Genomic DNA, 17,648 nt, shown 5'->3' with positions numbered 1-17,648 from the left:
TTAGGAGAATACCATGTATCGTTTAGGCTGGCCTTGTGCAACATTTTTCGCAGAAATGGGCATATCGCTTTTAATTAAAGTTGAAATAATCCACGATAACGAAGCGAATGTTTATGTTGCGACCAGCCCTGATTTAAAAGGATTGGTTGTCGAAGCGGAAACTTTAGACGAGTTGGAAAAAGAAGTGTGGGAGTTAGTGCCTGAATTGCTTACGCTGGATAAGCCAAAGTTGCGCGTAAAAACCGTAACGCATTTGTCTTTTTTTCAGCCACCCGTTGCAGTATGAATGGCTATGAAAAACTGGTCAAAGAGCTATTGCTAAAACACGGTTACCGATTGGTTCGCACCGGCAAAGGGTCTCATGAAATATGGGCATCAGAAAAAGGCGTATCCGTTACCGTAAATCATGATTGTAAATCACGGCACACGGCCAATAGCATCATGAAAGCGGCGGGTATTCAGCATCGTTTTTAAGGGTATAGTAATACGGGGTTTTGTAAATCGTTGTGGCGAAGAACTCCGACCGACTTCGTCGCTTCTAATGCTCTCGAATCTTCTTTACAGGTTAAAAAGCCATGATTACATCAATATACGCATCACTCACAGCCTTGTTAATAGTGAGACTTACGCTTTTGGTAATAAAACTGCGTAGAAAAAACCGGGTAAGTGTCGGTGACGGTGGAAATGAAGCTTTGCAGCTAGCAATTCGCGCTCATGCAAACGCAGTGGAATATATTCCCATCGCACTAATGCTCTTATTAACGCTGGAATTAAACGGAGCGCCGAAAATACTTATCCATATATTGGGCACTACATTGTTAATCGGGCGAATACTTCATGCGATGGGTCTTCCTGCAAAGGACTTCAAGAAACGGGTATTAGGCATGCAGATAACAATCTACCTGTTAATTGGCTTGGCAGTATTGAATCTATCATTTCTGGCGTTTACTGGGGCGCTGAAGCTTTAACAATCACGTCAGCCTTAGTGGAATTAAAGCATTCTCTCAACCGCAACCGAACTAAAACTTTTTACCTTGAAACTTAATGCTAAATTTTAAAAATATAGCCCTGCGCCGAGGCGTGCGGGTGTTGTTTGCCAACTCTTCGTTCACCATTCACAAAGGCCAGAAAGTAGGCTTTACCGGCGCAAACGGCGCGGGCAAGTCCAGTTTTTTTGCGCTGGTCAAAAACGAGCTGCATTTGGATGAGGGCGATTTTTCGATGCCGCCGGGACTGGAAATCGCTCATGTCGCCCAGGAAAGCGCAGCCACGACCCGTTCCGCGATTGATTATGTGATTGACGGCGATCAGCAATTACGACGCTTGCAGCAACAGTTGCTCGCAGCCGAACAGGCCGATGATGGTTTAAAGCAGGCCGAATTGCATGCCGCATTGGAAACCATTGGCGGTTATACCGCACAGGCCAGAGCCTCGCGCTTAATGAACGGCTTGGGTTTTACCGCCGATCAGGAAAACAACCCGGTCAATTCGTTTTCCGGCGGCTGGCGGATGCGGCTTAATCTGGCTCAGGCTTTGATGTGCCGTTCAGACGTTTTGCTGCTTGATGAACCGACCAACCATCTGGATTTGGATGCGGTTATTTGGCTGCAGGACTGGTTATGCAAATATCCCGGCACCTTGTTGCTGATTTCTCATGACCGGGATTTTCTGGATTCCATCACCGATCACATCGTGCATATCGAGCAGGGTAAAGCCGAAATTTATACCGGCAATTATTCGGCCTTTGAACGGATGCGCGCCGAAAAGCTGGCGCAACAGCAATCATCCTATCTCAAGCAGCAACGGGAAATCGCCCATATGCAGAGCTTTGTCGACCGCTTTAAGGCGCAAGCCACTAAAGCGAGACAAGCGCAAAGCCGGATTAAAGCCCTGGAGCGCATGGAATTGATTGCGATGGCGCATGTCGACTCGCCGTTTGATTTTAGTTTTCCTAAGCCGGAAAAAATGCCTAATCCGTTATTAACGCTGGATAAGGTCGATATTGGCTACGGGCAAAGCTGCGTGATCAAGCAGGCAAGCTTGTCCATATCGCCAGGCGACCGTATCGGTTTGCTGGGGCCGAATGGCGCGGGGAAATCCAGCTTGATCAAGGTGTTGGCAGGCGATATGCAACCGTTATCAGGTACCAGGAATGAAGCGGAAGCGTTGAAAATCGGCTATTTTGCCCAGCACCAGCTGGAACAGTTGCGCGTCGATGAAAGTCCTTTGTGGCACTTGCAGCAGCTGGACAAGCAGGCGACCGAGAAGGATTTGCGCAATTTTCTGGGCGGTTTCGATTTTCGCGGCGACAAGGTTATGGAAGCGGTAAAACCTTTTTCCGGCGGCGAAAAAGCGCGCCTGGTATTGGCGCTGCTGGTTTATCAAAATCCCAATCTATTGCTGCTGGATGAACCGACCAACCATCTGGATCTGGAAATGCGTCATGCCTTGAGCGTGGCTTTGCAGGACTATGAAGGCGCAATAGTAGTCGTCTCCCATGACCGGCATTTATTGCGCTCGGTAACCGATCAGTTATTATTGGTGTCCGGCGGCAAGGTGCAGCCTTTCGATGGCGACCTTGACGATTATCGGGTCTGGCTGACCGAACAGAAAAAGGGCGAGGAAAAAGTTGCTGTCGATAGTGCGCAAACGGTATCGCGCAAAGATCAGCGGAAACTGGATGCGGAACGCCGGCAAAAACATAAGCCTTTATTCGATGCGCTGAAAAAAGCTGAAATTGCCGTTGAAAAATATCATAATGAACAGCGCCAACTGGAACATCAACTGGCCGATCCGGACATTTATGTTGAATCGGCAAAGGAACAATTAAAACAGCTGATGGAGCGGAAAGTAAAAGTCGATAAAGCGCTGGATGATGCAGAAACGGCCTGGATGGAAGCGGAGGAAAAGATCGAAGCGGTTAAATAGGTGTAGGGGCGACCGGCCGGTCGCCCACTAACAGGGAAAAATCATGTTTGAAATCATAAAGCGACTATTTGATATTTGCCTGTTTAGAAAAGGCCCGCAAAATTTACCGTCCTCTGTCTGGTGGTTGCGGATATGGCTAGTTGTTGATGTTATGGTCAGCTTTCTAATGGTAAACATCAGTACGGACTGGCTAACTGCACTATTACAGGCTATTGTCTCTGCTTTACTGATTATCGGATTTAGCTGGCTTATTTTATATGTCGGCCGAAAGAGGCAGCGGTTTTATCAAACCACTATCGCCTTGCTGGGTACCGATGCGTTGATTGGCTTTATTGCCTTGCCGGGAATGGCCTCAATGATGACAGGAAAAGGCGTTTTCCTGGCTTTTATGGTAACGGTTGCCTTAATGATTTGGCATTGGGTCGTTGCCGGACATATTATTCGCAATGCGCTGGGACAAACCTGGACTTTTAGTTTAGGCTTGGCGTTTTTATTCATACTGGGATCGTATCAGGTGATAGCGTTATTGTTTCCTGAGGTTGCCGGTGTTAACTAGGAGTCATCATGGAAAGCTACAAACATGTATTATTGGCAGCAGACTTTTCCGAACACGGCAAGATCGTTGCCGAGAGGGCGAAGGATCTGGCCGACAAGTATCAGGCAAAACTCAGTATTGTGCATGTGATGGACAATTTGCTGATTACCGATGCCGGTTATGGCTCGACGATTCCTTTCGATCTGGATTTAACGGCGGAGTTAATGGCGGCGGCAAAAAAGCGATTGGCCAAGCTGGCGGAAAAACTCAATATTGCTGACGACTGTCAGTGGATGGAAACGGGGAGCCCTAAGTTGGAAATAATCAGAGTTGCTGAAGAAAACAGGGTCGATTTAATTATCGTCGGCTCGCATGGTCGGCATGGGTTCGCCCTGTTGCTGGGTTCGACCGCAAACGGAATACTGCATCATGCGAAGTGCGATGTTTTAGCGGTACGCTTACACGATGACGATTGATCTTGATTAAAACTAGGTTGTGGCGGCGTTGTCGTGTCCACAGGGAATAAAGGGGCGCCATAGGCGCCCTACTTTTAAAAGGTAGATGATAAATGATTGGACAGATTGAAACTTATGATCCCGATAGCCAATCCGGGGCAATAAAAAGTGAAGGAGCGCTTTACACATTTCATTTGGATGCTTGGGTGGCTGATGTACCGCCGGATGAAGGCGATGACGTTAAATTTGACGCCGAAGGAAGCATTGCCAACAACATTGACTTGGTGGGCGCGTATTTAGAGCCGCCTAAAGCGGTTAAATATAAATATCTGGCTGCTGCGCTGGCATTATTTTTAGGCTTTACCGGGGCGCATCGATTTTATCTCGGTTTTTATGGGCTGGCTGTTTTTCAGCTAACGTTGACAGTGATACTTTACGTAACCGGACTGCCTGGGTTTGCCATGCTATGGGCTTTTATAGAATTTATTTTACTTGCTGGCGGACATATCAATAAAGATGCTAAAGGTCGCCCATTAAAATAATCATTTAAAAACGGGGAGACAAAAAAAAGCCCTTGTGAGTGATCACAAGGGCTTTTTTTAACTCTGTTTATGCCTTATTTAGGATAAACATTAGCAGCGGTTAAGCCTTTTGGACCTGATTCGATGTCAAAAGTGACCGTGTCGCCTTCAGTCAGTGTTTTAAAGCCATCGCCTTGAATAACTGAATGATGAACAAAAACGTCTTCGCCGCCATCAGCAGGTGCGATAAAACCAAAACCTTTAGTGTTGTTAAACCACTTTACAGTGCCTGTTGCCATTTTGAAACTCCTAAAATAAAAACTTACGGTTAACACAGAACTACAACATTGATAACCGGACAACCTAACAATTTAGGAATCCCTTAACTCAACATCTGTTTTCTGACGCGGTGTATTGTACTGTTTTTTTTATGATGCTGTCATCAGTAGATTTGATAACCGGCTGCTGGACTTCAAATATTCACCTCTGGACAAGGCTTAATCAGTCGATTTGTTGAGCTGATCCAGCGGCTACCATTATTCCGGCCAGCCGAATGATAGACATTATTCGTCTTCCTGCCGTTCGATCTTATCCAGCCGGGCTTCCATTTCGGCGTCATCGGACGCTTGATAATCGCTGTCAGGTTTGGGTACAAAAGCTCTGGAACATAACAAGCCCAGCTCAAAAAGTATCCACATCGGCACCGCTAATAAGGTTTGCGAAATCGCATCAGGGGGGGTTAAAACGGCCCCGATGATAAACGCACCGACGATCACGTAAGGGCGTTTGTCGGCCAGACCGGCCGGGGTTACCAGGCCGGTCCAGACCAATACGATGGTGAATATCGGCACCTCAAAGCAAGCGCCGAACGCAAAAAACAGGGCCAAAACAAAATCGAGATACTTGGCAATATCGGTCATTACCGCTACGCCTTCGGGTGCGGCGGCGGTCAGGAAGCCGAAAACCAGCGGAAACACGACGAAGTAGGCAAAAGCTACGCCTAAATAGAACAGCAGGGTGCTGGCAACCAGCAGCGGAAAAATCATGCGCCGCTCCCGCTTATATAAGCCCGGCGCAATAAAGGCCCAGAATTGGTAAAGAATATAAGGGACGGAAATAAAAATCGATAACACCAGCGCCAGTTTAAACGGCGTGAAAAATGGGGACGCTACGTCAATAGCAATCATCGTGCTATTTTTCGGCAAGTGCTTCATCAGCGGGCCAGCCAACAGGCTGTAGATTTGATTGGCGTAGGAAGCTAACGCCAAAAATACTACCAATACGCATAAAACCATGCGTAACAGCCGGTTACGAAATTCAATCAGATGGCTGATAAAGGGTTGTTCACCATCATTAAAATTATTTTGATTCATCGTGCTTGGCGTTATCTACCGGTGGCTGCTTAATTGCGGATTTAAGCGTATCGGACGTTTCATCGAGCATTTGCTGAACGTCTTCCAGCCCGGACTGCTCTTTGAATATCTGACGCATTTCTTCGGCTTGCAGTTCCAGTTTGATTTCTTCTTTGACGGCGGCGACCATGGTTCGCGTTTTGCCCAGCCAGAACCCTGCAAGCCTGGCCACCTTGGGCAATCTTTCAGGACCTATGACCAATAAGCTGACCAGTCCGATCAGGCAAAGCTCCGAAAATCCTACATCAAACATCGGGGCTTAATCTTTATCGGCTTTTTTGGAAGTGACTTCGCCTACAGGACGTGGGCGAGGGGTGTGAGCAGGAGCGGAAACTTCGCCTTCGATGGCTTCGCCCTTGTCTTCCGCAGGTTTATCATCGCTACCTTCGCCTTCTTTAAGGGCCGAACGAAAGCCTTTGATGGCTCCGCCCAGATCAGCGCCTATATTGCGTAGACGCTTGGTGCCGAAAACCACAATGACGATGACTAATACAACTAATAAGTGAGTAACGCTGAGACCCATTTTAAACTCCAGTAAAGACGTTGAATGCAGCTTCTTTTTTGTTGTAGACCTTGCAATACAAGGCCTCTACTTGTTACGTTGCGCCTTTTCTTCCAGACCGGACAAGCCGAAACGACGTTGCAATTCCTGCAAGACATCGTCCGGTCCCAGTCCCTGATCGGCCAGCAACACCATGCAATGAAACCACAAATCGGCAGTTTCATAAATGATCTGTTTTTTATCGCCGTCCTTGGCGGCAATGACCGTTTCTGTCGCTTCTTCGCCGATTTTTTTCAGTATGCTGTTCAGACCTTTGGCATACAGACTGGCTACGTAAGATTTATCGGCTGGTTCCAGTTTACGCTGTTCCAGAATTTGCGCCAGTTGTTGTAATACGTCGCTCATGATTTTCTATAAATAGCTTCAGGATCTTTCAAAACCGGCTCGACGGTCTGCCATTGTCCGTTAACCAAGCTGCGATAAAAACAGCTTTCACGGCCGGTGTGACAGGCAATACCGCCTTCTTGTTCAATTTTAAGCAAAATAACATCCTCATCGCAATCCAGGAAAATACCTAGTATTTTCTGCCTGTTCCCGGATTCCTCGCCTTTGCGCCATAATCTACCGCGTGACCTCGACCAGTAAACTGCATAACCTTCAGAGACCGTTAAATCTAATGATTCGCGGTTCATCCAGGCGAACATCAGCACTTTTCCGGTTTCCGCCTGTTGCGCGATAACCGGAACCAGTCCGTCGTCGGTCCAGCGTATTTCATCCTGCCAGGATACGCTCACAAACGCACCTCTATGCCGCGTGAGGCCATGTGTTGCTTGGCTTGTTCAATGGTATATTCGGCAAAATGAAAAATACTGGCCGCCAACACCGCATCGGCCTTGCCTTCAATGACGCCGTCAGCCAGATGGTCAAGATTGCCGACGCCGCCGGAGGCAATCACCGGCACCGTTACCGCTTCGCTGATGGCGCGGGTTAACGGCAAATCGAAACCTTCGCGGGTGCCGTCCCGGTCCATGCTGGTTAACAGGATTTCGCCTGCACCGTAATCGACCATTTTTTTTGCCCAGGCAATCGCATCAATACCGGTCGACTTGCGGCCGCCGTGAGTAAAAATTTCCCACCGGCTGGGTTCGCCAGGTAAGCTGACTTTTTTTGCGTCTATGGCCACTACGATACATTGCGAGCCGAAACGCTCCGCCGCTTCCCGGACAAAATCCGGGTTAAATACCGCCGCGCTGTTAATGCCGACCTTGTCTGCGCCCGCATTCAGCATGCGGCGAATATCGTCCAGGGTTCTGATGCCGCCGCCGACCGTCAGCGGAATAAAAACTTCGCTGGCGACCTGTTCAACCACATGGACGATGGTGTCGCGATTGTCATGGGTGGCGGTAATATCCAGAAAGGTGATTTCATCGGCGCCTTCGCGGTCGTAACGCCGGGCGATTTCTACCGGGTCTCCGGCATCGCGAATATCGACAAATTTTACGCCTTTAACGACGCGGCCATTATCGACGTCCAGACAGGGAATAATGCGTTTGGCTAAGCTCATCTTATTGAAATGATTCCGCTAGTTTTTCGGCCGCTGCAAAATCCAGCGTGCCTTCATAAATCGCCCGACCGGTGATGGCGCCCATAATGCCGTCACTGGCAACAGCGCCCAAGGCGATGATGTCATCCATATTGGTAATGCCGCCGGACGCAATAACCGGAATCCGAATGGCGCGCGCCAATTTTGCGGTGGCTTCGACATTGACGCCGGACATCATGCCGTCTCGGGAAATATCGGTATAGATAATGGCTTCGACGCCATCTTGTTCAAAATGTTTGGCCAGATCGATGACGTCATGCTTGGACAGTTTCGACCAGCCATCGATAGCCACCTTGCCGTCTTTTGCATCCAGTCCGACGATGATGTGGCGCGGATATTCCAGCGCCATATTTCTGACAAAATTCGGCTCGTTGACCGCCTTGGTGCCGATAATCACATACTCGACACCGGCATCAAGATACCCCTGGATAGTATCTTCATCACGAATGCCGCCTCCTATTTGTACCGGCACATTCGGGTAAGCGGCGACGATGGCGTGAATCACCTCGGCATTTCTGGGTTTTCCGGCAAAGGCGCCGTCCAGGTCAACCAAGTGGATTCTTTTGGCGCCGGCGGCAACCCATTTGCCTGCTACGGCAACCGGATCATCGGAAAAAATCGTATTGTCATCCATGCGTCCCTGACGCAAACGAACACACTTCCCTTCTTTTAAATCGATTGCAGGTATCAATAACATAATACTAAAATCCTCAACGGCGTTTAATTAGAAAGGGCGACCGGCCGGTCGCCCCTACAAAACGTGTCCATCCCAATGCAAAAAATTGTTCAGCAGCTGTAAACCGACTACCTGACTTTTTTCAGGATGAAATTGTACGGCAAAAACATTGTCTTGCGCCAACGCACAGGTAAATGCGTTCGGGTATTGCGTCGTTGCCGCGATAGCTGCGGCATCATCCGGCTGCGCATAATAACTGTGCACAAAATAAAAGCGGCTATCCTGGGGAATATTTTCCCATAGCGGATGTGGATGCAGCTGATGGACTTGATTCCAGCCCATGTGTGGAATTTTGAGGACATTGCCATCGCCGTCTGTTAACGCTTCGGCAAAATGCACCGCATGTCCGGCAACAACATCCAGACATTGAGTGCCGTTGTTTTCCTCGCTGTCGGTCAATAAGGCCTGCATCCCTAAGCAAATCCCCAGCAAAGGCTTGGTGTTGGCAACCTCCCGGATAACAGCGGCTAAGCCCGATTGGTTGAGCGCCTGCATACAATCCCGTATCGCGCCGACGCCGGGAAAAACCACCCGATCGGCGCCCAGGATGGTATCCGCATCGGACACGCAGACAACATCCACTTCAGGCGCTGCATGTTGCAACGCCTTTACGATGGAATGCAAATTACCCATTCCGTAATCAATGACAGCGACAGTAGACATAAATAAAACAGGTTAAAGGTGCGAGGTAAAAGGCTTAAAGGCTGCCTTTGGTTGATGGCATGATGCCCGCCATACGCGGGTCGGCGGTAATCGCCATGCGAATAGCTCTGCCCATGGCTTTAAAAATGGTTTCGGCGACGTGATGGGCATTGGCGCCCTTCAAATTGTCGATATGCAAGGTTACGCCGGCATGGTTGACAAAGCCCTGAAAGAATTCGCGAAACAAATCGACATCAAAACGGCCGATCATGGCTTTGGGGTATTTAACCTCATAAAACAAGCCGGGACGCCCGGAAAAATCGATTACCACGCGCGACAAGGCTTCATCCAAAGGCACATACGCATGTCCGTAGCGAACAATGCCTTTTTTGTCGGTCATGGCTTGGGCAAACGCCTGACCTAGGGTAATACCGACGTCTTCTACAGTGTGGTGATCATCAATGGCCAAATCGCCTTTGGCGGTGATGTCCATGTCGATCAAGCCGTGCCTAGCAATCTGATCAAGCATATGTTCAAGAAAAGGCACGCCGATTGAAAATGAGGATTTACCTGAGCCATCCAGGTTAATTTTGATTTTGATTTGAGTTTCAAGCGTATTTCGCTCTACTTCCGCAGTACGTTGATCCATGTTGACATCAGTAATTTGAGTGATTTGAGGCATTTTACTATGCCAAGCAAGATTTTGCAGTGTTTGTTATTGATTGCAGGCCTTAGCAAACAGGGCGTTTGAAAAATAGCGCGTAGTATGGGATGAACTGCGTAAATTTCTCTGGTTCCCACGCTCCCGCGCTCATCGTTATACACATCTCGACGTAGGCCGGAATAAGCCGGTTCGAGTGACAGCGAGAACTGGCGTTGCCTACATGGATGTAGGTAAGGGGCGTGAGCACGACTGCATGGATGCAGGAGGTAGAGCAACGCAGGAGCAGTTGCCGAGGAGCGGAAGCTTTTCCGGCAAATACCTCCCGAACTCGCCGGAAACGCCACCTCGCGCTACGCGCTTGGATGGCCTTATTCCGGCCTACATCCGAATCCGCCATTCCAGCGTCCATATCGAAATGACGCTCTTCGATAGACTTGTGTATAAAGACCAGTGCTCCCGCGTGGGAACGAGGAATACCCTGCTGAATATCAGCGATAGAATATCTCCTCTTTGAACTGGAATGGAAATCAGCAATACAACGGCTTATTTCCGGTGTGGTAGAATTTGCCCAGATGCCAACCGAACAAGACCCACGTAGAGAAAATCCCATGAAATTCAGCCCCTGTATTGATAAATGTACTTACGAAGGAACTCACTGTGAAGGTTGCGGCCGAACACACGTTGAAATTGCAGCAACTAAAAAGATAGTCATGGCCATAGTCAATTTTGCCCAGGAACAGGACTATGAAAATATCGATGATTTTGTCAACGCTGTCGGGCAGAGTGCCCTTAAAAAACTCAACAAAGCGGCCGTTAAAAAATAATGGCAACCGGCTAAAATATTTATGACAACTCCCGAAATTTTTGGCTATTTAGCCGCGACACTGACTACCGCGTCATTTGTACCTCAGGCAATATTGACGATAAAAACCCGGGATACCGCCTCCCTTTCATTGGGCATGTACAGCACCTTTACCTTAGGCGTATTCTGTTGGCTTATTTACGGCATTCATCTTGGCGATAAGGCGATTATCGTAGCCAACGCAATAACACTGCTGCTGGCCGCATCGATACTGTGCTTCAAGATTTACAATCTGACGATCAAGAAAGAACCCTTATGATGATTTGTTAGCTTTTCTGCTCGGCTATCGACCTATAAGAGGGCTTTGTTGTATGCGCCATGATTGACAGGTCTGCCATTCATTAATTAAGTTTAGAGCATTGATTATGAACACAGCAAGATGCGCTAGACATGCGCCTGTCAACCCCGTCATGAGACCGCTGTTTATCGCATTATTGACGGTTTTAGCCGCACAAAATCTGGCCGCCGAGCCTAAACTGATGATCGGTGAATTCAGCCGCAACCGACTCGATGGCTGGGAACATAAAAGCTTTAAAGGCGAAACCCGTTACCGGTTGCAAACTCTGGATGGCGTCGCGGCATTAAAGGCCGACAGCCAAGCCGCAGCGTCGGGGCTGTTTAAGGAACAGCGCATCGATCTTGAACAAACGCCGTTTCTGAATTGGTCGTGGCGGATTGCCAACCGCTTGACCGGCCTTAATGAACAAAGCAAGACCGGGGACGATTACGCCGCCCGCATTTATGTGGTGGTCAAGGGCGGTCTGGCGTTTTGGCAAACCAAGGCGCTTAATTATGTCTGGGCCGGCAACACCGCAAAGGATAGCGTCTGGCCCAATGCCTTTGCCGGTGATCATGCGATGATGCTGGCTTTGCGCGGTCAGGAAGCGGCGCTGAATGTCTGGCACAAGGAAAAGCGCAATGTGAAAGCCGACTGGCAACAGCTGTTCGGTGAAAACATACGCGCTATCGATGCAGTGGCGCTGATGACCGATACGGATAACAATGGCGGACAGGTTTCCGCCTTTTACGGCGACATTTGGTTTTCCAAGGATTAATCATGCACGATACCCGACCCCTGCTCGCCAACAGCGACTTTCCGGCCATTTCCCGCAAACCGCTGGAAATTCTGCAAGTCAATCTTGGCTATCTTTGTAACCTCAGTTGCGTGCATTGCCATGTCAACGCCGGGCCCAAGCGCACCGAAATGATAAGCCTGGAAACGCTGGATCAGGTGTTGGCGTTGGCTCAGGCGGCCAATATTCATACCCTGGATTTAACCGGCGGCGCTCCGGAAATGCACCCGCATTTTCATTATCTGGTCAAGGCCGCCCGCGACCTGGGGATTAAGGTCATCGATCGCTGCAATCTGACCATACTGGAGGATGAGCGTTATCTCGACTTGGCAGAATTTCTGGCTAATCAGCAGGTAGAAATCACCGCTTCCCTGCCCTGTTATCTGGAAGAAAATGTCGACAAACAGCGCGGCAAGGGCGTATTTAAGGACAGCATTACTGCTTTGCAGCGCCTGAATCGACTAGGTTATGGTCGGCAGGACAGCCCGTTGCAGCTTAATCTGGTTTACAACCCGCAAGGTGCGGTATTGCCGCCGGATCAACAATCCCTGGAACAGGCCTATAAACAGCATTTGCTGGAACAATACGGCATCGTCTTTAACCGTCTCTATGCCATCGCCAACATGCCGATCAAGCGTTTCGGCAGCATGCTGGTCAGTCAGGGACGGTTCGACGCCTATCTAAACTTATTGCGCAGCCATTTTCGCGCGGACAATCTCACCCAGCTGATGTGTCTTAATACCATAAGCATCGATTGGCAGGGTTATGTCTACGATTGCGACTTCAACCAGATGCTGTCCATGCCGCTTGGAGCAACGACCAAGCCGCGTGTGCATATCGGCGATCTATGCCTGGAAACCTTGAACGGCGCGGCCATTGCTACGGCCGCGCATTGCTACGGTTGCACCGCAGGGCAAGGCAGCAGCTGCGGCGGCGCTTTATAGCTAACAGCCGGGATGAAGCCGCAACTCAGCATTATCATCCCCGTCGTCAACGAAGCCGGACAAATTGCGCTCAAACTGCACGCCTTGCAAACGCTGCGGAACCGTTGTCAATTGCTGCTGGTCGATGGCGGCAGCGACGACCGCAGCGCGGAAATTGCAAAGCCGCTGGTCGATCAAGTATTGCACAGCCCTCGCGGCCGAGCCCGGCAGATGAATTGCGGCGCGGCAGGGGCTCAAGCCGATGTGCTGTTGTTTTTGCATGCCGATACCCGATTACCGGATAACGCCGTAAACCTGATATTGCAGGCGGTGGCCGATGGCTACCGCTGGGGACGATTCGATATCGGCTTCGACAATCCGCAGCCGATATTCAGCCTGATCGCCTTTATGATGAACCGGCGTTCGCGGCTGACCGGCATCGCCACCGGCGATCAGGCTTTGTTCATCACCCGCCAGGCTTTTCAGGCGGTTGCCGGTTTTCCGGACATCGCGCTGATGGAGGATATCGCTATCAGTACACGCCTAAAAAAGCTGGGCAGACCTTGCTGCATTGGCGCCAAGGTCGTCACCTCGGCGCGGCGCTGGCAGCAGCAGGGGGTTTTCAGAACCATCCTGCTGATGTGGCGGCTACGGCTGCGTTATTTTTTCGGTGCCGATCCCAACGATCTGGCAGCCCGTTATTACCGATGAGCTATCAGCCCCCCGATAGTGAGCCGCTGATTTTATGTCAAAATCCGGCTGCTTTGTTTACTCACCGGCAGCATAACAAATCCCAAAAACCCGAATCCCGCCCGCCAAAATTAGGTATGATAAAAACACGGCATTGAAAAAACCTTTCGCCCTCTACCTAATATGGAATGGATATGACTGGTAAAACAAATTCGCTTTACTTACTGCTGATTAGTGTTCACGGCTTAATTCGCGGGCATGATCTGGAACTGGGTCGTGACGCCGACACTGGCGGTCAAACCAAATATGTCGTCGACCTGGCCAAGGCTTTGGCGCAACAAAAAGCGGTCGCCCGCGTTGACTTGGTGACCCGTGAGATTATCGATCCCGCAATCCACACCGATTACGCCACCCCTTGCGAACAGCTCAACGAACAAGCCCGTATTATTCGCATTGCTGCGGGGCCGGACGGTTACCTTAAAAAAGAGGAACTTTGGGATTATCTGGATATTTTTACCGATAATCTGCTGCAATGGCTAAATCAGCAACCGCGAATGCCGGATATCTTGCACAGCCATTACGCCGATGCCGGCTATGTCGGTATGCGCTTGTCGCATCTTACCGGTATCCCGCTGGTTTTTACCGGACATTCATTAGGCAGAGACAAACGCAGCCGCTTATTGGCGATGGGACTGAATAGCGAGGTGCTGGAGCAGCGCTATAACATCTCGCGGCGCATTAATGCCGAAGAAGATACGCTTGCCACTGCGGATCTGGTGATTACCAGCACCCGCAATGAAATCGCCGAGCAGTACGAACTGTATGATTATTATCATCCCGAACGCATGGTGGTAGTGCCGCCGGGTACCGATCTGGAACAATTCCATCCGGCGGATGGCCAGGCCGATGCCGTTACCTTCAAACGCAGTTTGAAACGTTTTTTAAAGCATCCCAAAAAACCGATGATACTGGCATTGTCGCGGCCCGATGAGCGCAAGAATATCGTGTCGCTGGTACAGGCTTATGGCGAGTCAACCGAGTTGCAGGCCTTGGCCAATCTGGTCATCGTCGCCGGTAATCGCGACGATATCCGCGAAATGGACGAAGGCGCACAATCGGTATTGACCGAAATCCTGTTATTGGCCGATTGCTATGATCTGTACGGATGCATCGCCATTCCTAAACACCATAACCAGGAAGAAGTACCGGATATTTACCGGTTGGCGGCGCTGTCAAAAGGCGTGTTTGTTAATCCGGCGCTGACTGAGCCGTTTGGCTTAACGCTGCTGGAGGCTGCTGCCTGCGGTGTGCCCCTGATTGCCACTGAAAATGGCGGACCGGTGGATATTATCGGTAATTGCCATAACGGTTTGTTAGTCGACCCGTTGGATACCCAGGCTATTGCCCAAGCGTTGCAAACAATACTCAAAGATCCTGAACAATGGCAGACCTTTTCTCAAAACGGTTTGCAAAATGTCAGTAAATTTTATTCCTGGCAGGCCCATGCGAAGAGTTATTTAAAAAAAATCAAGCCCCTGCTTGAACAGCAAAGACCAATTCATAAAGTAAAGCGCGAACGCAACTTGTTGCGTTATCAAGACCGCGCTATTTTTACCGACATCGATCAGAGTCTGCTCGGCAATGCTGAAGGCTTGCAAAAATTTGTCCAGCAGCTGCGTAGCCAGCGTAAAAATGTTTTTTTCGGCATTGCGACCGGACGCAGGCTGGATACGGCATTAGCCCTTCTGAAGAAAAACGGCCTGCCGACGCCGGATGTCTTGATCACCAGCCTGGGTACCGAAATTTACTATGCTCCGCATATTACCGCCGACACCGCCTGGGCCCGGCATATCGACCACCACTGGAATCCTAAAGCCATACGCCGGATTTTAGCCGAAATTCCGGGCTTGGTTTTACAGCCGAAAAGCGAACAAAGCCGTTTCAAAATCTCCTATCATTACGATTCCGAACGGGCACCCAGTCCTGATGACATTAACGCCCTGTTGCGGCAGGAAGATCAGGCTGTCAATGCGCACCAGGCTTTTGGGCAGTTTTTTGATATTGTGCCGATACGCGCCTCCAAAGGACTGGCGCTGCGCTATTTTGCCCAGCAATGGAATATTCCGTTGGAGCGCATCTTGGTTGCCGGCGGTTCGGGGGCTGATGAAGATATGATGCAAGGCAATACCCTGGCGGTGGTCGTGGCCAACCGGCATCGGGAAGAGCTGTCCCAACTGTCTGAACCGGAGCGGATTTATTTTGCCGAACAACCGTATGCGCTGGGCATTATTGAAGCCATAGAGCATTACGATTTTTTTAATAGGGCTTGAGACGCTATGACCGAACGAATACTGATCTGCACCGATCTTGATCGCACCTTATTGCCGAACGGCAGCGCTCCCGAATCGGCTCAGGCGAGGCTCCTGTTTGCTGCGTTAGTCGCCCGACCGGAAATTACGCTGGCTTATGTTTCAGGCAGGCATAAGGCGCTGATAGAGGAAGCGATAGCCGAATTCGCTTTGCCGACGCCCGATTTTGTCATTGGCGATGTCGGCACCACGATCTATGCGGTCAACGCCCAAGGTTGGCAGCCATGGCCGCAATGGGCCGATGAAATTGCACCGGATTGGGCCGGTAAAGATCATGCCGAGCTGCATGAATTATTCGCGCAGTTATCCGGCTTAACCCTGCAAGAAAGCGCCAAGCAAAACCGTTTCAAGCTCAGCTATTACCTGCCGCTGGATATTGATTTAAGCCAATTGCTGGCAAAGATGCGCGGCTTATTGGCGTTGCATGCGATCGACGCGGAGTTGATTTACAGCGTCGACGAGTCCGAGCATGTCGGCTTATTGGATGTGTTGCCTGCGCGCGCCACCAAATTTCATGCGATCGAGTTTTTAATGCAGCAGCTGGGTATTGATCTCGATCATGCGGTTTTTGCCGGTGATAGCGGCAATGACCTGCCGGTCATGACCAGCGCCATCAAATCGGTATTGGTCGCCAACGCCAGCGCCGCAGTCGGCCAGGAAGCCAAACAATTGGCGAAGTTGCATCACACCGAAAATGCGCTGTATTTGGCTCAAGGCGGTTTTATGGGAATGAACGGCAACTACAGCGCCGGACTCTTAGAAGGCGTTGCCCATTATCTGCCGCAAACACGACACTGGATGAAGCTTCATGACTAACCCCATCTCTATTTTTGGCGAAGTGCTGTTCGATCATTTTCCCGACGGCAGTTGCGTGCTGGGCGGCGCGCCGTTCAATGTCGCCTGGCATTTGCAGGCTTTCGCGCAGCAGCCTTGTTTTATCAGTCGGGTAGGGCTTGATGCTATGGGCGATGCCGTACAAACAGCCATGCAGGATTGGCACATGGATGTATCCGGCTTGCAACGGGATAGGCTGCATCCGACCGGCACCGTGCAGGTCTCTATCGAACAGGGCGAACCCAGTTATGCGATTGTGCCGGAACAGGCCTATGACTTTATTGCCGCCAATGAGTTGATGCTGAAAAACCCTGACGGCTTGCTTTATCATGGCAGTTTAGCGCTGCGCCATGAGGTTTCAAAGCAGACGCTGGCGGCTTTAAAACAGCAGCATCGCGGCAAGCTGTTTATGGATGTCAATCTTCGCGAACCCTGGTGGAATAAAACCGACATTCTGGCTCTAGTTGACGATGCCGATTGGGTCAAACTCAATCATCACGAGTTGCAGGCGCTGCAACCGGAGTCGACCGACTTGGAAGCGGCAATGCACCGGTTTTTAACGGCACATAAGCTGGAAGGGCTGATTGTCACCCGCGGCGAACGCGGCGCCCTGGCGATCAATGCGCAGGGACAATTAGCCGTGGTCACGCCGACGCAAACAGTAGCGATAGTCGATACCGTAGGCGCCGGCGATGCATTTGCGTCAGTATTGATGTTGGGCATTCATCTGAGTTGGCCACTCCAATTAACCCTGGAACGAGCGCAAGCTTTTGCCTCAGCTCTGGTCGGCAGGCGCGGCGCGACCGTACAGGACATTGAGTTTTATCAGCCTTTTGTCCAGTCCTGGATGCTGCCGTAATCGACACCCTTCCCCTTTAAAAACCTCCCTAAGAAAAAAA

The 17,648-nt window shown here is 50.2% G+C and carries 26 protein-coding genes; 16 read left to right on the top strand and 10 right to left on the bottom strand.

Annotated features, from left to right (window positions below; genetic code table 11):
- The first annotated feature begins 13 nt into the window (after positions 1-13).
- From ABXJ76_RS00875 to ABXJ76_RS00845, 7 genes are all read left to right on the top strand, one after another.
- Positions 14-286: a DUF1902 domain-containing protein gene (locus tag ABXJ76_RS00875; RefSeq protein ID WP_432743234.1), complete on the top strand. Its 273-nt coding sequence runs from the start codon at positions 14-16 to the stop codon at positions 284-286.
- A complete protein-coding gene (locus tag ABXJ76_RS00870; protein WP_432743232.1) occupies positions 283-474 on the top strand; it encodes a type II toxin-antitoxin system HicA family toxin in 192 nt (63 codons plus the stop codon). The genes ABXJ76_RS00875 and ABXJ76_RS00870 overlap by 4 nt, the downstream gene beginning before the upstream one ends.
- A gap of 101 nt (positions 475-575) precedes the next feature.
- Complete coding sequence (locus ABXJ76_RS00865) at positions 576-968, top strand: MAPEG family protein (protein ID WP_432743230.1); 393 nt, start codon at positions 576-578, stop codon at positions 966-968.
- A gap of 76 nt (positions 969-1,044) precedes the next feature.
- Positions 1,045-2,928, top strand: coding sequence for an ATP-binding cassette domain-containing protein (locus ABXJ76_RS00860; RefSeq protein ID WP_432743228.1), 1,884 nt, complete (start codon positions 1,045-1,047; stop codon positions 2,926-2,928).
- Positions 2,929-2,971: 43 nt separating this feature from the next.
- Positions 2,972-3,484, top strand: a complete 513-nt coding sequence (locus ABXJ76_RS00855) for a hypothetical protein (RefSeq protein ID WP_432743227.1) — start codon at positions 2,972-2,974, stop codon at positions 3,482-3,484.
- A gap of 8 nt (positions 3,485-3,492) precedes the next feature.
- Positions 3,493-3,939: a universal stress protein gene (locus tag ABXJ76_RS00850; RefSeq protein WP_432743225.1), complete on the top strand. Its 447-nt coding sequence runs from the start codon at positions 3,493-3,495 to the stop codon at positions 3,937-3,939.
- A gap of 92 nt (positions 3,940-4,031) precedes the next feature.
- The gene (locus ABXJ76_RS00845; protein ID WP_432743222.1) at positions 4,032-4,460 is read left to right on the top strand and encodes an NINE protein; all 429 of its coding nucleotides are present in this window, start codon (positions 4,032-4,034) and stop codon (positions 4,458-4,460) included.
- Positions 4,461-4,534: 74 nt separating this feature from the next.
- Here ABXJ76_RS00845 and ABXJ76_RS00840 read toward each other — a convergent pair whose 3' ends face one another.
- From ABXJ76_RS00840 to hisB, 10 genes are all read right to left on the bottom strand, one after another.
- On the bottom strand, positions 4,535-4,738 hold the full coding sequence (locus ABXJ76_RS00840; RefSeq protein WP_340121115.1) for a cold-shock protein: 204 nt from the start codon (positions 4,736-4,738) through the stop codon (positions 4,535-4,537).
- Positions 4,739-5,002: 264 nt separating this feature from the next.
- The gene (gene tatC, locus ABXJ76_RS00835) at positions 5,003-5,812 is read right to left on the bottom strand and encodes a twin-arginine translocase subunit TatC (protein WP_432743220.1); all 810 of its coding nucleotides are present in this window, start codon (positions 5,810-5,812) and stop codon (positions 5,003-5,005) included.
- Complete coding sequence (gene tatB, locus ABXJ76_RS00830; RefSeq protein ID WP_432743219.1) at positions 5,799-6,104, bottom strand: Sec-independent protein translocase protein TatB; 306 nt, start codon at positions 6,102-6,104, stop codon at positions 5,799-5,801. Before tatB ends, tatC begins: the two co-directional genes overlap by 14 nt.
- Before the next feature lie 6 nt (positions 6,105-6,110).
- Positions 6,111-6,374, bottom strand: coding sequence for a Sec-independent protein translocase subunit TatA (gene tatA / locus ABXJ76_RS00825; RefSeq protein ID WP_432743216.1), 264 nt, complete (start codon positions 6,372-6,374; stop codon positions 6,111-6,113).
- Between the two features lie 66 nt (positions 6,375-6,440).
- Positions 6,441-6,758 carry a phosphoribosyl-ATP diphosphatase gene (locus ABXJ76_RS00820; protein WP_432743214.1) on the bottom strand — a complete coding sequence of 106 codons (318 nt, stop codon included), beginning with the start codon at positions 6,756-6,758 and terminating at the stop codon, positions 6,441-6,443.
- Positions 6,755-7,147: a phosphoribosyl-AMP cyclohydrolase gene (gene hisI / locus ABXJ76_RS00815; RefSeq protein ID WP_432743213.1), complete on the bottom strand. Its 393-nt coding sequence runs from the start codon at positions 7,145-7,147 to the stop codon at positions 6,755-6,757. The genes ABXJ76_RS00820 and hisI overlap by 4 nt, the downstream gene beginning before the upstream one ends.
- Positions 7,144-7,917, bottom strand: coding sequence for an imidazole glycerol phosphate synthase subunit HisF (hisF, locus tag ABXJ76_RS00810; protein ID WP_432743211.1), 774 nt, complete (start codon positions 7,915-7,917; stop codon positions 7,144-7,146). The genes hisI and hisF overlap by 4 nt, the downstream gene beginning before the upstream one ends.
- 1 nt (position 7,918) lies before the next feature.
- Positions 7,919-8,653, bottom strand: coding sequence for a 1-(5-phosphoribosyl)-5-[(5-phosphoribosylamino)methylideneamino]imidazole-4-carboxamide isomerase (gene hisA, locus ABXJ76_RS00805; protein ID WP_432743210.1), 735 nt, complete (start codon positions 8,651-8,653; stop codon positions 7,919-7,921).
- 54 nt (positions 8,654-8,707) lie between these two features.
- Positions 8,708-9,355, bottom strand: a complete 648-nt coding sequence (gene hisH, locus ABXJ76_RS00800) for an imidazole glycerol phosphate synthase subunit HisH (protein WP_432743209.1) — start codon at positions 9,353-9,355, stop codon at positions 8,708-8,710.
- Positions 9,356-9,389: 34 nt separating this feature from the next.
- Positions 9,390-9,983, bottom strand: a complete 594-nt coding sequence (hisB, locus tag ABXJ76_RS00795) for an imidazoleglycerol-phosphate dehydratase HisB (protein ID WP_432746405.1) — start codon at positions 9,981-9,983, stop codon at positions 9,390-9,392.
- 208 nt (positions 9,984-10,191) lie between these two features.
- On the opposite strand from hisB, the gene ABXJ76_RS00790 reads away from it, so the two are divergent.
- From ABXJ76_RS00790 to ABXJ76_RS00750, 9 genes are all read left to right on the top strand, one after another.
- Positions 10,192-10,512 (top strand): hypothetical protein, encoded by a 321-nt coding sequence (locus ABXJ76_RS00790; RefSeq protein WP_432743207.1) that lies wholly within the window; start codon positions 10,192-10,194, stop codon positions 10,510-10,512.
- Positions 10,513-10,606: 94 nt separating this feature from the next.
- Positions 10,607-10,822, top strand: coding sequence for a DUF1289 domain-containing protein (locus tag ABXJ76_RS00785; RefSeq protein WP_432743205.1), 216 nt, complete (start codon positions 10,607-10,609; stop codon positions 10,820-10,822).
- Positions 10,823-10,843: 21 nt separating this feature from the next.
- Positions 10,844-11,119, top strand: coding sequence for a SemiSWEET transporter (locus tag ABXJ76_RS00780; protein WP_432743203.1), 276 nt, complete (start codon positions 10,844-10,846; stop codon positions 11,117-11,119).
- A 106-nt stretch (positions 11,120-11,225) separates the two neighbouring features.
- Positions 11,226-11,915, top strand: coding sequence for a DUF3047 domain-containing protein (locus ABXJ76_RS00775; protein ID WP_432743201.1), 690 nt, complete (start codon positions 11,226-11,228; stop codon positions 11,913-11,915).
- A 2-nt stretch (positions 11,916-11,917) separates the two neighbouring features.
- Positions 11,918-12,877, top strand: a complete 960-nt coding sequence (arsS, locus tag ABXJ76_RS00770) for an arsenosugar biosynthesis radical SAM (seleno)protein ArsS (protein WP_432743199.1) — start codon at positions 11,918-11,920, stop codon at positions 12,875-12,877.
- Positions 12,878-12,889: 12 nt separating this feature from the next.
- Positions 12,890-13,567, top strand: coding sequence for a TIGR04283 family arsenosugar biosynthesis glycosyltransferase (locus ABXJ76_RS00765; protein WP_432743197.1), 678 nt, complete (start codon positions 12,890-12,892; stop codon positions 13,565-13,567).
- 173 nt (positions 13,568-13,740) lie between these two features.
- Complete coding sequence (locus ABXJ76_RS00760) at positions 13,741-15,876, top strand: HAD-IIB family hydrolase (protein ID WP_432743195.1); 2,136 nt, start codon at positions 13,741-13,743, stop codon at positions 15,874-15,876.
- 6 nt (positions 15,877-15,882) lie between these two features.
- Positions 15,883-16,731 carry an HAD-IIB family hydrolase gene (locus ABXJ76_RS00755; RefSeq protein ID WP_432743193.1) on the top strand — a complete coding sequence of 283 codons (849 nt, stop codon included), beginning with the start codon at positions 15,883-15,885 and terminating at the stop codon, positions 16,729-16,731.
- Positions 16,724-17,608 (top strand): PfkB family carbohydrate kinase, encoded by an 885-nt coding sequence (locus ABXJ76_RS00750; RefSeq protein ID WP_432743191.1) that lies wholly within the window; start codon positions 16,724-16,726, stop codon positions 17,606-17,608. Before ABXJ76_RS00755 ends, ABXJ76_RS00750 begins: the two co-directional genes overlap by 8 nt.
- Positions 17,609-17,648 lie beyond the last annotated feature (40 nt).

The organism is Methylobacter arcticus (assembly GCF_050917435.1).
GTDB lineage: Bacteria > Pseudomonadota > Gammaproteobacteria > Methylococcales > Methylomonadaceae > Methylobacter_A > Methylobacter_A titanis.
This window is presented reverse-complemented; position numbering and strand designations above follow the sequence as displayed.

What these genes read in the sequence shown, in the direction of transcription:
- ABXJ76_RS00845 (WP_432743222.1), top strand. Translation starts at nt 4,032, where the DNA reads ATGATTGGACAGATTGAAACTTATGATCCCGATAGCCAATCCGGGGCA.
- hisA (WP_432743210.1), bottom strand. Translation starts at nt 8,653, where the DNA reads ATGTTATTGATACCTGCAATCGATTTAAAAGAAGGGAAGTGTGTTCGT.
- ABXJ76_RS00850 (WP_432743225.1), top strand. Translation starts at nt 3,493, where the DNA reads ATGGAAAGCTACAAACATGTATTATTGGCAGCAGACTTTTCCGAACAC.
- ABXJ76_RS00855 (WP_432743227.1), top strand. Translation starts at nt 2,972, where the DNA reads ATGTTTGAAATCATAAAGCGACTATTTGATATTTGCCTGTTTAGAAAA.
- tatB (WP_432743219.1), bottom strand. Translation starts at nt 6,104, where the DNA reads ATGTTTGATGTAGGATTTTCGGAGCTTTGCCTGATCGGACTGGTCAGC.
- hisF (WP_432743211.1), bottom strand. Translation starts at nt 7,917, where the DNA reads ATGAGCTTAGCCAAACGCATTATTCCCTGTCTGGACGTCGATAATGGC.
- ABXJ76_RS00870 (WP_432743232.1), top strand. Translation starts at nt 283, where the DNA reads ATGAATGGCTATGAAAAACTGGTCAAAGAGCTATTGCTAAAACACGGT.
- ABXJ76_RS00750 (WP_432743191.1), top strand. Translation starts at nt 16,724, where the DNA reads ATGACTAACCCCATCTCTATTTTTGGCGAAGTGCTGTTCGATCATTTT.
- tatA (WP_432743216.1), bottom strand. Translation starts at nt 6,374, where the DNA reads ATGGGTCTCAGCGTTACTCACTTATTAGTTGTATTAGTCATCGTCATT.
- ABXJ76_RS00755 (WP_432743193.1), top strand. Translation starts at nt 15,883, where the DNA reads ATGACCGAACGAATACTGATCTGCACCGATCTTGATCGCACCTTATTG.
- ABXJ76_RS00820 (WP_432743214.1), bottom strand. Translation starts at nt 6,758, where the DNA reads ATGAGCGACGTATTACAACAACTGGCGCAAATTCTGGAACAGCGTAAA.
- ABXJ76_RS00875 (WP_432743234.1), top strand. Translation starts at nt 14, where the DNA reads ATGTATCGTTTAGGCTGGCCTTGTGCAACATTTTTCGCAGAAATGGGC.
- ABXJ76_RS00785 (WP_432743205.1), top strand. Translation starts at nt 10,607, where the DNA reads ATGAAATTCAGCCCCTGTATTGATAAATGTACTTACGAAGGAACTCAC.
- ABXJ76_RS00775 (WP_432743201.1), top strand. Translation starts at nt 11,226, where the DNA reads ATGAACACAGCAAGATGCGCTAGACATGCGCCTGTCAACCCCGTCATG.
- ABXJ76_RS00780 (WP_432743203.1), top strand. Translation starts at nt 10,844, where the DNA reads ATGACAACTCCCGAAATTTTTGGCTATTTAGCCGCGACACTGACTACC.
- arsS (WP_432743199.1), top strand. Translation starts at nt 11,918, where the DNA reads ATGCACGATACCCGACCCCTGCTCGCCAACAGCGACTTTCCGGCCATT.
- ABXJ76_RS00760 (WP_432743195.1), top strand. Translation starts at nt 13,741, where the DNA reads ATGACTGGTAAAACAAATTCGCTTTACTTACTGCTGATTAGTGTTCAC.
- ABXJ76_RS00765 (WP_432743197.1), top strand. Translation starts at nt 12,890, where the DNA reads ATGAAGCCGCAACTCAGCATTATCATCCCCGTCGTCAACGAAGCCGGA.
- ABXJ76_RS00865 (WP_432743230.1), top strand. Translation starts at nt 576, where the DNA reads ATGATTACATCAATATACGCATCACTCACAGCCTTGTTAATAGTGAGA.
- hisB (WP_432746405.1), bottom strand. Translation starts at nt 9,983, where the DNA reads ATGGATCAACGTACTGCGGAAGTAGAGCGAAATACGCTTGAAACTCAA.
- ABXJ76_RS00860 (WP_432743228.1), top strand. Translation starts at nt 1,045, where the DNA reads ATGCTAAATTTTAAAAATATAGCCCTGCGCCGAGGCGTGCGGGTGTTG.
- hisH (WP_432743209.1), bottom strand. Translation starts at nt 9,355, where the DNA reads ATGTCTACTGTCGCTGTCATTGATTACGGAATGGGTAATTTGCATTCC.
- tatC (WP_432743220.1), bottom strand. Translation starts at nt 5,812, where the DNA reads ATGAATCAAAATAATTTTAATGATGGTGAACAACCCTTTATCAGCCAT.
- ABXJ76_RS00840 (WP_340121115.1), bottom strand. Translation starts at nt 4,738, where the DNA reads ATGGCAACAGGCACTGTAAAGTGGTTTAACAACACTAAAGGTTTTGGT.